The organism is Mycobacterium sp. (assembly GCF_049585075.1).
Taxonomy (GTDB): Bacteria; Actinomycetota; Actinomycetes; order Mycobacteriales; family Mycobacteriaceae; genus Mycobacterium.
This window is the reverse complement of sequence record NZ_JBAUZA010000177.1, coordinates 1-12,634: the sequence shown is the minus strand read 5'-3', so window position 1 is coordinate 12,634 and position 12,634 is coordinate 1. Positions and strand designations below refer to the sequence as shown.

At 63.5% G+C, this 12,634-nt stretch carries 11 protein-coding genes; 3 read left to right on the top strand and 8 right to left on the bottom strand.

Features of this window, described 5'->3' with window-relative positions:
* Window positions 1–76 precede the first annotated feature (76 nt).
* Window positions 77–823: a GAP family protein gene (locus WB785_RS08205; protein ID WP_424078371.1), complete on the bottom strand. Its 747-nt coding sequence runs from the start codon at window positions 821–823 to the stop codon at window positions 77–79.
* Window positions 824–959: 136 nt separating this feature from the next.
* On the opposite strand from WB785_RS08205, the gene WB785_RS08200 reads away from it, so the two are divergent.
* Window positions 960–1,811, top strand: coding sequence for an SDR family NAD(P)-dependent oxidoreductase (locus tag WB785_RS08200; RefSeq protein ID WP_424078370.1), 852 nt, complete (start codon window positions 960–962; stop codon window positions 1,809–1,811).
* Between the two features lie 4 nt (window positions 1,812–1,815).
* On the opposite strand, the gene WB785_RS08195 is transcribed toward WB785_RS08200, so the two are convergent.
* Window positions 1,816–2,793, bottom strand: coding sequence for a Gfo/Idh/MocA family protein (locus WB785_RS08195; RefSeq protein WP_424078369.1), 978 nt, complete (start codon window positions 2,791–2,793; stop codon window positions 1,816–1,818).
* Window positions 2,794–3,367: 574 nt separating this feature from the next.
* Here WB785_RS08195 and WB785_RS08190 point away from each other — a divergent pair.
* Complete coding sequence (locus WB785_RS08190; RefSeq protein WP_424078368.1) at window positions 3,368–3,532, top strand: hypothetical protein; 165 nt, start codon at window positions 3,368–3,370, stop codon at window positions 3,530–3,532.
* A gap of 9 nt (window positions 3,533–3,541) precedes the next feature.
* Here the strand turns inward: WB785_RS08190 and WB785_RS08185 are convergent, their stop codons facing one another.
* The 5 genes from WB785_RS08185 to WB785_RS08165 all read right to left on the bottom strand — a co-directional run bounded on the left by WB785_RS08185 (window position 3,542) and on the right by WB785_RS08165 (window position 10,883).
* Window positions 3,542–3,883, bottom strand: coding sequence for a DUF732 domain-containing protein (locus WB785_RS08185; protein WP_424078366.1), 342 nt, complete (start codon window positions 3,881–3,883; stop codon window positions 3,542–3,544).
* Window positions 3,884–3,969: 86 nt separating this feature from the next.
* The gene (locus tag WB785_RS08180) at window positions 3,970–5,442 is read right to left on the bottom strand and encodes an MFS transporter (RefSeq protein WP_424078365.1); all 1,473 of its coding nucleotides are present in this window, start codon (window positions 5,440–5,442) and stop codon (window positions 3,970–3,972) included.
* 197 nt (window positions 5,443–5,639) lie between these two features.
* Entirely contained in the window at window positions 5,640–7,682 is a 2,043-nt protein-coding gene (locus WB785_RS08175; RefSeq protein ID WP_424078363.1) for a glycoside hydrolase family 172 protein, read from the bottom strand.
* A 376-nt stretch (window positions 7,683–8,058) separates the two neighbouring features.
* Window positions 8,059–8,376: an STAS domain-containing protein gene (locus WB785_RS08170; RefSeq protein WP_424078361.1), complete on the bottom strand. Its 318-nt coding sequence runs from the start codon at window positions 8,374–8,376 to the stop codon at window positions 8,059–8,061.
* Complete coding sequence (locus tag WB785_RS08165; protein WP_424078405.1) at window positions 8,376–10,883, bottom strand: SpoIIE family protein phosphatase; 2,508 nt, start codon at window positions 10,881–10,883, stop codon at window positions 8,376–8,378. The genes WB785_RS08170 and WB785_RS08165 overlap by 1 nt, the downstream gene beginning before the upstream one ends.
* A 283-nt stretch (window positions 10,884–11,166) precedes the next feature.
* Between WB785_RS08165 and WB785_RS08160 the strand changes: the two genes are divergently transcribed.
* On the top strand, window positions 11,167–11,664 hold the full coding sequence (locus WB785_RS08160; RefSeq protein ID WP_424078360.1) for a hypothetical protein: 498 nt from the start codon (window positions 11,167–11,169) through the stop codon (window positions 11,662–11,664).
* Here the strand turns inward: WB785_RS08160 and WB785_RS08155 are convergent.
* A partial coding sequence (locus WB785_RS08155; RefSeq protein WP_424078359.1) for a PecA family PE domain-processing aspartic protease occupies window positions 11,661–12,634 on the bottom strand: 974 nt, incomplete at its 5' end. The two genes, WB785_RS08160 and WB785_RS08155, sit on opposite strands and share 4 nt — an antisense overlap.

The following is a 12,634-nucleotide window of genomic DNA, read 5'->3' as shown; positions in this document are numbered from 1 at the left end:
CGCACCCAATGCCTCGACCGGCTCGCGAGATGCTGCCCGAACCTCACGACCAGGCCGTCGGATAGCTTGTGGCGGCTCAGATGCTGCCCATGCCCTGAGCCACCAGTGCGACTCCGACCAACGTCAACATCGCTACCAGGATCTGGCGGCGATAGGACCGTGCCCAGTCGTGTAGCCGTCGCAAAATGGCTTCGGTCTTGGTTGGCGCGACCAGATTGCTGAGCAGCACGATTTCGACAACCGCAAGCGTCTCGACGATGAAAACGACGGCGGCGCCGGTCTGCACAGCAAGCGCGGCTCCCGAGGTCAGGATGGCGGTGAGCCCGAATACAACCATCGCCGGGTTAGGCCCGGCCCAGACGCCGATCGCCAGCGCTACCCATGAGGACCCGCTTTCCCATGCGCTGGTGGCGCGGCTCAGCAGACGCGAGATCGGGGTCGGCTCACCGGAGTCCACTACCAAAGTCGACGTGCGGGCGACCGGCGTCGGCAGCTGCGCTCGCCGGCGCGCCAAAAAGCGCACCGCCAACAAAGCGGCGACCAATAAAACGAGCACACCCGCGACGATCTCGATGAGGCGGACGGCGAAATTGGTGGCCGTGGCCGGGTTGGCCAAGTCGTGCACGAACGACGAAAACGCCGGGGTGAAATGCAGTACCAAAATCGGGATCAGCAATAAGAAAAAGCCGGTTAGCCCGCAACCGACCCAGTACATGAGCAAGTTCTGCGCGGGCCGGGGTCGGGAAACCAGCAGAAGATTGAGGCCGAAACGCACCGGGTCCAACGCGATGGGAAGCGCTAGCACAAGCAGCGAGCTCCACATGGCCGCAAACCTACCTGCCCGCTTGTAGTGATCGGTATCGAACCTGGCTGCGCCAGAACTAGATCCGCAAAGCGGCATTAACTACTTTGAGTACGCCAAAAGAATTGAGCGCACTCCTACCCCGAGGAACCGTCAAATGAAGATCGACGACGCAGCAATTAATGGCGCACTGCTCGCCGACCGGGTTGCGGTCGTGACCGGCGGCGGTGGCGGCATCGGCGCGGCGACCGCACGGCTGTTCGCACACCATGGCGCCCACGTGGTCATCGCCGATATCGACCCTGAAGGTGCTCAGCGTGCCGCCGACAAAATCAGCGAGTCCGGCGGTTCAGCCGTCGCCTTCGTCGCCGACGTCCGCGACGCCGACCAGGTCGCCGGCCTGGCGCGTGCAGCACTTGAGCGCTATGGCCGCATCGATGTGCTGGTCAACAACGTGGGCCACTGGCTGCGCCATCCGGGCAACTTCGTGGACACCGACTCCCAGCTGTGGGACGAGCTCTACCGAATCAACCTGCACCACGTTTTCCTTGTTACGCACGCCTTCTTGCCGACGATGATCGACCAACACGCCGGCGCGATCGTCAATGTCTCGTCGGTCGAAGGGCTTCGCGGCTACCCGGAAGATCCGGTCTACGCCGCTTTCAAAGCCGCCGTCATCCACTTCACCCGCAGCCTCGCCGTGCAGGTCGGCCGCGACGGCGTGCGCGTCAACGCCATTGGCCCCGACGTCACCGAATCACTGCAGGTGCCGTATTCGCGGTGGCTCTCCGCCGAAGAGCAGCTGCAGTGGCCGCAATGGGTTCCGGTCGGGAGGATGGGGCTGGCCGAAGACCAGGCCCGCGTCATCCTGTTCCTGGCTTCCGACCTGTCAGCGTTCGTCACCGGCCACACCATTCCCACCGACGGTGGCACCGGCGCAGCGGGTGGCTGGTTTCGATCGGCACGCCGCCCGGACCGGGAGTGGACTAACCGCCCCGTTGCGCCATGACCGGTCAGCTCGGCTCACGCGGTGACAGGCCGGCAGCTCGATAGATCGCGTCGATGACGGTCATGTTCACGATCGCGTCTTCAGGCGTGGTCTTGACGGGTTCGCCGCGCAGCACTGCCGCGGCGAAGGCGTCGAGCTGATAGGCGTAGGAGGCGCGACGCGGAAAACGCTCCACGCGTTTACCGGCAGCTGAGCGAACTGAGAGCCGATGGTAAATCTGCGGCATTATCGGATTCAGTGCGTGCAGCTCGCCCTGGTCGCCAACCACATGCGCGCTGAAGTCCAACAGACGCGACGACCACATCGAGCAACGGATCCGGCCGGTGTGCCCTTCGGAGAATCGCAGTTCGGCCGTCATGGCCCGGTCAACCTGCGGATCGCGCAATTTCGCTTGCGCTGAAACAACTTCCGGTGTTGAACCGCCGAATGTGCGAACCATGTGGACCGCGTAGCACCCGGCATCCATCGTCGCGCCACCGGCAAGTGAGTAGTTGTAGCGGATGTCGGAGAAGATCGGCAGCGGGAAACACAGGGCCGCCTCCACCCGTTCGAGCTTGCCCAGCTCGCCCGATCCGATGATCTCCTCGACCCGCAAAGCCATCGGATGGTAGCGGTAGTGAAACGCCTCCATGACGACTCGGCCCGACTGTGCGGCCAGCTCGGCGATCTCACGAGCTTCCACGGCGTTGGCGGTGAAGGGCTTTTCGCACAGCACATGCTTACCGGCGGCCAGTGCGGCTCGGGTCCACTTGCCGTGCAAGCCATTCGGGAGCGGGTTGTAGATGGCGTCGATTTCGGGGTCGGCGAGCAGAGCGTCATAGTTATCGTGCACCCGGGGGATGCCGTGTTTGGCGGCAAATGCCTTTCCGCGCGAAACGTCGCGCGCCGCGACGGCGGCCACCTCGACGTCGGCGTTTGCTTTGGCCGGTTTTATGAGCGCCGGCGGCGCGATGCGAGCTGCACCCAGTACTCCGATTTGCACGGGATCAGGCTACTTGGCGGCGCATAGCTGCGGGCGGGAAAAATATCGAACGTTAAGTCCGGTGATTTTGAATTACGCCGAATTGAACAATCCCTGTCATTTGCGTGGGCGGCAGGTCGGCTTCCTTCTTTCTCAGCAAGATCATCCGAATTATTAATGTCGCACGCAGACTAGCCGCCTACCGTCGGCCCATGATTGCGGTCGGTGAGCTGGTTCGGTTCCCGTCGAGTCGGTCGGCGGTCCCGCCGCCACTGCGCTGTCCTCGCGGTCATCTGATGCGGCCAGAACGGATGCTGGTCGGTAGCACTGAATGCTCCTGCGGACGTCACTCAACCTGGCGATGTCATTGCGGCGCCGTGACATATGGGCCCGAGTTGAGCGAGAACTGCAGTCTGCTTCGACAGACCGAGGCCTGCGAGGCTAAGTCAGTTCTCGAGCTTGGTCGAAGGCGTAAACGGCATGTCAAAGTCCTGTAAAAGCGACCTGCGACCCCTCGCCGAGACGCCACTGGACTGCGTACATTTTTTAAGTCGGATTGTGGGCCCTGCGCCCGTCCTGTTTGAGGAAGAAGGTCATGTTCACCGTTGAGTCGCGACTCCTTGAAGAATTGCGCAACAGCTCTGTCGAGTTAAGGCGACTTGCGTACACGCTGCAGAACGGGGTCGGCGAGCACGATCTGCTTCGATTGTCGGAGCGGATGCGCGCTACGGCCGACGAGGTGGTTCGCAGCGGCGTTTAGCCGCTTGCCCTAGTTGCCGTCAGCACCTTTAGGTTTCGGCGGCCGACCTTCGCCGGTCAGGTATTTCGGGCAGTACTCGCCGGCCGCGATCGTGGTGAACTCCGCGGCGCCGTGGCCGCTGAATCCCGGATTGCGCAGCTGAAGGTTGTTCACAATCTCAGTGTCCGGCGTCCCCTTGTCGACCAACGCGCACACGTCCTTGGCGACGGCGATCGCAGCAGCCGGGTCCTGGTAGGTGAGGCCAGCCGCACGAAGTTGGGAAAGGAAGTCGTCGTCTTTGGGGTCGGCGTATGCCGGCGGGGCCATACCGACGACGGCGGCGACGCTTGTCAGAATCAGCAGACGTCTCATAGTTGCTTCAGTGTCGCAAAATCACGTCGCCGACGCATCCCGCATCCAGCCCGGGGGCGACCTGCGACAAAAGAGTTCAGCCGGCGTTAACCCGACTCCTCCTCGCGCTCAGCGTCGGCCACCGTCAACGGCAACGCCAGCTCTTCCAGCGGGCGTTGCTCGGCCGCGACGCCCAGCCAAAGTTCAACCAGGCCCGAAACCGCCATCACCGCGGCTCCGATCAGGAACGACCAGACCACCAGGCCGCGCTCCCCCGAGTTGATCAGCTGACCGAACAGCAGCGGACCGGTGATACCGCCGATCGCCGTGCCGACCGCGTAGAAGAACGCGATCGCCAGCGCCCTGGTCTCCATCGGAAAGATCTCGCTGACGGTCAAGTAAGCCGCGCTGGCACCCGCCGACGCCAAGAAGAACGTCACCGCGAGCACGATGATGAAGGCCCAGACCCCGCCGGCCTGCGTCACGAAGAGCGCGGCGAGCACGACTGCCACCACGGCCGAGCCGACATAGGACAAGGTGATCATCGGTTTGCGGCCGACGGTGTCGAACAGGTGCCCGAGCGCCAGGGGACCGACGAAATTACTGAGCGCCCACAGGATGTAGAACAACGGCACCTTCCCGGACGAGACGCCGTAGAACCCACTCAGCAGCGTGCCGAGATTGAAGGTCACGCCGTTATACAGAAACGCCTGCCCGATGAACAGCGCCAATCCCAGGACGGCGCGGCGCGGATAAAGCTTGAACGCCACCCTGGCGATCTCCCGGAACGAAATGTTCTCGCGCTGACGGACTTTGAGTGGACGCCCTTGCGGTTCGGGCAATGTCTGGCCGGTGTCGTGCTGGATTTCTTGTTCTATGGCTGCGACGACCTTTTCGGCCTCCTGCTCGCGCCCGTGAATAAACAGCCAGCGCGGACTTTCGGGAACGTTGCGCCGGACAAGAAGGACGAAGATGCCGAAGATGGCGCCGATACCGAAGGCGAGCCGCCACCCGATGTTGGCCGGAAAGTTCGACGTGTTCAGTAGGACCAGCGCGCCGGCCGCACCTCCGGCCGAACCCAGCCAGTACGTCCCGTTGATCACTAGGTCCACCCGACCACGCACTCGCGCGGGGATGAGCTCATCAATCGCCGAGTTGATCGCGGCGTATTCACCCCCGATTCCGGAACCGGTGAAAAAGCGAGTGATGAAGAAATACCAAGGCGCGAAAGCGAATGCGGTGGCCACAGTGGCGACCAAATACACCGCGAGCGTCAGGATGAACAGATTGCGCCGCCCGAAGCGGTCCGTCAGGTGACCAAAGAACAACGCGCCCAAGCAGGCCCCCGCGATGTAGATCGCCGCTGACATACCGATCTGGGCGGGGTTGAGTTCGATACCGCTGCCGCGCTCGGTGAGGCGTGACGACACGTTGCCGACCATCGTGACCTCGAGCCCGTCGAGAATCCAGACACCGCCAAGCCCGACGACGACGCGCCAATGGAACCGGGCCCAGGGCAGTCGGTCCAGCCGTGCCGGCACTTGCGTGGTGATCGTTCCGGTCTGCACGCTTTCGCTCATGCGTCTCCGTTCTGGGTCGACCGACGTTTACCCACTCTGGTCGATCGCAAGCCTCGACCACCGAGAAGCCGGCATCTCGGCCGGCGACGCCACAACTATGCTTACGGGACCCGCGTCCAGGGTTGACAATTCTGCGACTCGAAGGCTTGATCGTTGAGTTGATATGCCCGCCCCCGATGGCAGGGTATGCGCAGACGTCAATCAGCGACAACAGATAGCGCATCGATGTGATAGCGGCTCGCGGTCCACGGCGGCGTGCCGGGGGTCGGCGCCAAGCTGACCGTCACCAGATTTTTGCCTGCGGTGAGATGGGCGGGCACGAGGTAGGTATCGTCGAGCCAGCGGTGTGCGTTGTTGCTGCGGGGCTGTAGCCAGATCCCGACCGGTGTGCCGTCGATGGCGACCTCTGCTGATTGGTAGCCGGTCGCTTGGTCTGATGTACGGCGCAGCAGGATGCCGTGGTTATCCGGGTCGATGAGGACGTGGAATGTGATCGGAGCATTGGTGGCGTGAACCAAGCCGGCGACGGCGCGAGCGTCGTCGCTGCCCTCGTATTCACTGACCAACAGCTGATCGCCGGCGTCGCCGTCGGAGTAGCCGTGCAGGAGTCGACTGACCGGATCGCCCGGGATGACTTCGTCGCTCGGGGTGACGATGTCGTTGGGTTGGGTGTAAAGGAATGCCGTTGAGCTGTAGTCGGGTTGGACCATGTTGCGTTTGCCGTGTTCGATGCCGAATCGGATTGCGGAACGGTAGTCGATCGCTTCGGCGAGCATGAGCCGGTAGACCGAAACGCAGTAATCGACGCATCCACCGCTGGCCGTGCGCTGATCGGGTTGGCCGGTCAGCGGGTCGCTGTAGGCAGTGCCGTTGTGGAAGTACCAGCCGCCTTCGTAGAAGTCCTCGGTGCCGGTGCCGTACCACTGCGGCGATGCCGAACCGTCGGTGTAGACCCGTTCGGCTCCTTCGAGGAAGTAGGGAGAGTCGTCGCCGAAGGACGTTTTGATCCGGGCACCACGAATCGTGTGGCTCACGCCGACGAACTTTCCGTGGCCTTGCTCGTCGGCGAACAACCAGTCCTGACCGAGCGTCGTTGGTCCGGCATGCGAACGTGCGGTGAAATATCCGGCGCGGCCGCCGGCGAGCGCCGGCGCCCACTGGGGGTCGGGCGTGAACACGACATCGCTGTTGATTCCGGTTACCGGGGCACCGGTCGCGTTGGTGAGGGTGACGTGGGCGGTGCGGGCGAAAGGCATTGGCCACCACGCTGCCAACGACAACGATCCGTCGGCGTGTGGGGTCGTCGCGAACATCAACGAACGCACGTTGTCGGTGCCCAGCCCGGCGCCGAAGAATTCTCCGAGCGGCGAGTCGACCATCGGTCGGCCGTCGAACTCGATCTGCAGCCGCAACCCGGCCAGGAGTTGCTCCGCTGGTTGCGGTAACCGCAACTGCAGCGCGGAGATACTCCCTGAGCCGGTCGAATCCGCGATCTGCAGCCGGTTGTGGGCGGGAATCTGGTTGACGTGATGGTTGTGCGTTGCGGTGGGTGCTGCCGATTTGGGGTCGACGGCGCCGGCCGCGCGGAACGCAGCAAAGATGTCGAGTGCCGGGTCGGAGGGCACGAACGTGGTCACGCCGTCGGCAGTGGAAAACTTGCGATAGTCGACGTGGTAATACTCCAAATGCGATGCGACGCTGATCCGCATCGACTTCCGGTACGGCATCGGCACTTTGACGTAGACGCCGCCGGGCGACTGCGTCGCGTTGGCTACCAGAGGCCAGACGAACGGCGCTCCCAGCGCACCGTCGACCAACGATTGCAATGGTGCGTCGAGCACTGTGTGCCCATCCAGCTCAACGCGGATCGCTCCGAGCGCGGTCACATTCCCGCCGTCCCGGGTGAACCAGACCGAATCGATCTCACCGGCGCCGCGATCTTCCGCGATGACGCAACCGGCACCACCGGCTGCCAGGCAGCCACCGGTGCCGTTCTTGTTGCCGGTGGAGATGTCGAAGTTGCCGCCACTTCGATCGAAGCTCGAGACCTGCAGGCTCTGTGTGTCGCCACTCAAATATGGCAACCGGTCTAGATGACGGTAGGTGTCCCAGCCCACCAGCTTCTCACCGTGCCCGCTGATAACCGGGCCGACAGGCTCCGCCGAGGCGTCGGCAACAATGCTGACTCCCAGCAGCAGGAATGCGAACGTTGCCGACAACGCACGAACGACGACCGGCATGGCAGCGATTATCTCGCGTGCCCGTTTGCTTTGAGCGCGTAACCGACACGCCGATCACCTATCCGCGATGCCGGTGATGGGACTGTCAGACTGTTCACGGCGCGAAATCGCTACCGTGAGAACAGTTTCGAGGTGTTCGCATGCAGGAAAACTGCTCGTAACCGGTTGGAGGAATTGGCTCGGTATGTGGTACTCATACACCAGTACTGGCTGGAGGGCCTACATCAGCGTGGTGGCTTCGCGGCGTGCTAGTACGACCGTCGTTTTGTGGATCCAACGGGTGATGTTAGCCACGATGCAGGCAGAGCTGGTGTCATGGCGAAACATGCAGGCACGCAAGCACATTCGCGGTTTACGTCGTCGGTAGAGAGGTACCTCAGCTTTCCGCCGCTGCCTCGACGGTAGTCAGTTCGTTCAGCCCGGTGATGGTGAAGATGCGGATCAAGAAAGGGTGGACGATGAGCTGGATCTGCTCAGCGTAGTTGAACAACGCGTTGATGGCCGCGCTGTCCAGGTACTTCACCGTGCTGAGGTCGACCGTGAGTTTCCCGCCGCAACCCTCTGCCTCAGCGATGGCGGTACTGAGAGCTTGAGTGAATGTGCCGACGTTGCTGAGATCAATTTCCCCAGCCGCGGTCAGCACGAGCTTCCCGTCGTCGCCGCGCGCGGTGTCGAGAGTGAGCAATGTGGGCATCAGGTGATCCTCGCGAACAAATGAACTGTTGTTCCGGCCGCTTCGGGGTGAATGGCGATGTCGTGCATGAGCGCTCGCATAAGGGTGATACCGCGGCCGCGATTGGCATCGACGGCCGGTTGCGGAGGCTTCCACGAACCGGTGTCGACAATGGTCAACTGCACCTGGTCGACCAGCGCAGTCGCGCGCAGGCTAATGCTGCCCTCCGGGCTGTCGCGATGACCGTGTTCGATGGCGTTGGCGACGGCCTCTCCGGCGGCGACGAGCATGTCGTGCGCTTGATCTGGGCCCACCCGGGCTCGGTTCAGCCAGCTGCGTAAGGCGGCGCGGGTGGGGGCAAGCTGACTGACGTGGGCCGGGAAATCCATCTCCAGCGGCGCGGGGTGGCGGTAGAGCAACAGCACGACGTCGTCTTGGTAGCCGTCGCCGGGCGCGAGACGAGACATGATCTGGTTCGCCAAATCATCCAGGGCTGAGTCGCGGCCGTCTTGTACGAGGGTAGAGGCGCGGCCGATGCCGTGGTCCAGCGCGCTGCCGCGCCGCTCGACCAGACCGTCGGTGTAGAGCAGCAGGGTCGCGCGCCCTGGCAGAGTCACGTGAGCTTCCGGGCGCGGCCGGTCGGGTCGCAATCCCAAGGGAATGGTTTTGCCATCCTCAAGCGTCCGGGTGCTGCCGTCGGCGTAGACCAGGATGGGCGGCGGATGCCCAGCGCTGGAGTACACCAATTCACCGGTGGCGGGGTTGAGCACTGCGCAGAAGGCGGTGGTGCACTCGGCGCCGGGTAGCCGCGCCGCGAAGCGGTCCAGCCCCGCGAGTGCGGCACGTGGGCTTGGGTGGTCGAGCAGCAGCGCGCGGCAGGCGCTGCGCAACTGTCCCATCACGGTCGCCGCCGCGAGCCCATGACCGACACAGTCGCCGACAATCAACGCAATGCGCCCGTCTTCCAGGTCGACGATGTCGTACCAGTCGCCGCCCACCTGCAGGGGCCGGCTGGCGGCTTGATAGCGCACCGCGAAGCCGCGCGGCAGATGAGCAGGCCCGAGGATGGCGTGCTGCAGCGCCAATGCGGTTTCGCGCTGTTGGTCTACCTGGTGCACCCGTTGCAGACCTTGGCCGAGTCGGCCTGCCAGCACGGTGAGCAAGGTCTGGTCCTCGAGGGTGAACGGCCGCTTCTCGGCCAACCGGATCCAGACGACGAGCACGCCCTCGGGATGCTGCAATGCGATCCCGGCCGTCCCCGCACGCGTTGCGTTGGGCGCCAGTAGGTCGCCGTCGCGCAGCGACGTCAGCGTCTCGCGTGTTTCGGTCGACAGGTCGTCCCACGTCGCGGGCTCGCCGACGGACACTAGGTCCGGTCCGCCGGAGCCGGTTTCCCCGAATGACCTGTGGGCCGGGAAGATGACGGCCAGCACGCTGCGGGCCCGCCAGAGGCGACGTAGTTCTTCCGCTGCGGCTCGTAGTGCGTCATCCACGGTGTCGGCTTGGGCGAGCTGCTGGTTGAGCGCATGTTCGCGACTTGCTGCCAGCGCCAACGCAATTGCAGCGTGTCGGGCGAAGTCACTGACGAGCTCAAGGTAATCGCTGCCGAAGGGTGACTGTCGCGGGTTGCGTGCGACGGCGATAACGCCAAGTACCGCCTCGTCCGCGATCAGCGGCATGACGATCGCCGAGCGTTCACCGACGTCGGTGAACCCCTCGATCGGATATTGGAAGGAATCGGTGATCAAGGGTATGCCGCGGCGCGCAACGCCGCCCGTGGTGGAAGCGTCCATCGGAACCTGCTGCCCGATCACCTCCAACGCGTACCGGCCCGCCGTAGCCGCCACGACAAGGGTGTCGACTTCGTCGGCCGGTAGATCCGATTCGCTCGGAACCAGCAAGATCGCCTGCTCAGCATCGGCCAACTCCAGCGCCCGGTTGACGATGAGCTGCAACGGTCCCATCTGTGGGTCGCCGGACAGCAACGCAGTCGTGATCTCACGACTGGCCTTCGTCCATTTCGCCGATTCGCGTTCTCGCTCGAACAGCCGGGCATTGTCGATGGCGGCAGCCGCCGCCGACGCCAACGCCCGCGCGGCACTCTCGTGAGCCGTAGAAAACACCCGGCCAGGCCGGTCGTCGGCCAGGTAAAGATCGCCGAACTGCGCTGCCCGCACGGTGATCGGTATTCCCAGGAGTGCCCGCATCGGAGGGTCGTGCTCGTGCAGCCGCGCGGCCTGCGGATACGTGCTCAGATCGTCGACGCGAAGACCATCACCTACCGGCAGATCAGCGAGTCGTCGAGCGGCGTCGTCGTCGATCCCCGCGTGGACGAACGAGACCAGGGCGCCGTCGGGGTCGCGGATGCCCAAGGCTCCGTAGCGGGCGCCGGTCAGCTCCATTGCCGCATCGACGATTCGATGCAACGTCACGTCAAGGTCCAAATCGGAACCGATCCCGACAATGACCTGCACCAGTTTTTCCAGCTGATCGCGAGCCTCGACTAGCTCGTCAAGCTCATCATGCATTCCGCTCACCGGCTCATGCCGACCTTGCCCGGTGAATACCGCTGCACCCCGTCACTCCCATAATCCTTGTTCAATCTGTCAAAACCGTACGCCGCGATCGGTGTCTTAGGCGCCTACGAGTCGTACTCGCCATACCCGTTATCCGCGCGCGTAATCACCAACCATTCCGCAGCACCTCCGACAGCACGATGCGGACCTGTTCCTCGGCGAGCAGAATCGGGTGTCGAGAATGACGCGAACGATTCGCGTCGCTTGTACAGCCAGGCCTGGAGAAAGGACAGAAATGTCCAGCAACCACCGTCGCCGCAGTGCCCTGATCTGGGCCGTCACGGCTTTCACCGGCTATACGTACGTGATGCTGGCGCTGGAGCGACAGATGCGCCGCGCCGGCGGGCCGGGCATCATTGCATTCGAATTGGCGGGCAATGCCACACGCGCACAACGAATTATGAGCGCATGGGGAGACGACGGCCAGCGCGCAGCGCGCCGATCCCTACAACTCGATTTCGGCTACATGACCACCTATGGTGTCTTTACCGCACTGCTGGTGGACCACGCCCGCAGGCGGCTAGGCCACCCAGCCGCGGTTTGTCTTGGTGTCATTCCCGCTGTGGCCGGCGATGCGCTGGAAGGCGTTGCGCTCTTAAACGTTATGGCAGACAACAATATTGATGCTAATGCGAGTCGCGCCCGCAGCGCAGCCATCATCAAGTTCATCGTGCTCGCCGGGGCGCTGCTGTACACCGCCGGAGCCTATCTTCCACGACGGAATCGAGCTTAGTAATCGAAGGTAGTGGTCCCGAAACCGCTCGGGCTTTCCGCCACGTACACCGGTCCCAAGGAGAAGGGTATGTACCCGGAATTCACCAGGTTTCCGGTCGTAACAAACGGTCCATTCGTCGCGGTCGTCGTGTAGGAGTACAGCAGCGTGTCGCCGTTGCCGGTGTAGACCGAAATGGTTGTTCCCGCTGGCACGAATCCAGTGGTCTGGCCGGTGGCGAGCACCGACGACGGGAGGTATCCGGTCAAACCACCCGAATCGATTGAGACGAAAATGCGTTCCAGCGGTCCCGCACCGATCTTGACGTCCAGGGTGCTGATCGGGGCTCCGGCGATCGAGATGGTGCTGGGTAACGGGTTGGGACCGAACTCCAGCAGGTGCTGGGATTCGTTGATGAGCGCACCCTGATCAAGAGTGCCGGGCAACGCTGTGATCACAGTGCTGGTGCCCGGGAAGCCGTTATCTGGCCCGATACCCAGAACCCCAACTGCACCGGTGCCAGCGAAATAGTTTTCGAAAGCCGACAGCGACTGGGGGGTGACAAGGTCGACGGCGGTCGGCGAGGTGACGAGGCCACTTCCGAAACTCACCGAGGTGTCGTACGTGTCGTAGGAGTACGACAGCCCGCCGCTGTAACCCGCTGCACCCGAATAGACTTCGCTGCCAAGGCCTAGCGTTGGCACGTATTGGGGTTCGATAACAAGTCCAGTGGATCCGGTGTCAACGATTACCGGCTCCATCGGTCCGCCATTTACGGAGATGTATGCCACCGGCTGGTTGAGACCATTCATCGTGATATGGACGGTTGCGTTCGCCAAAGTGGGCGTGCCGTCGGTCCCGCCGGGGGTTCCGCCGGTGCCACCGGCTCCGTTGATACCGGGTGTGCCGACCGGGCCGCCGCTACCGCCGATACCACCCATGCCGCCATCCCCGCCGTCGGCGGCGGTGCCAACGGCGCCCGCGTTACCAC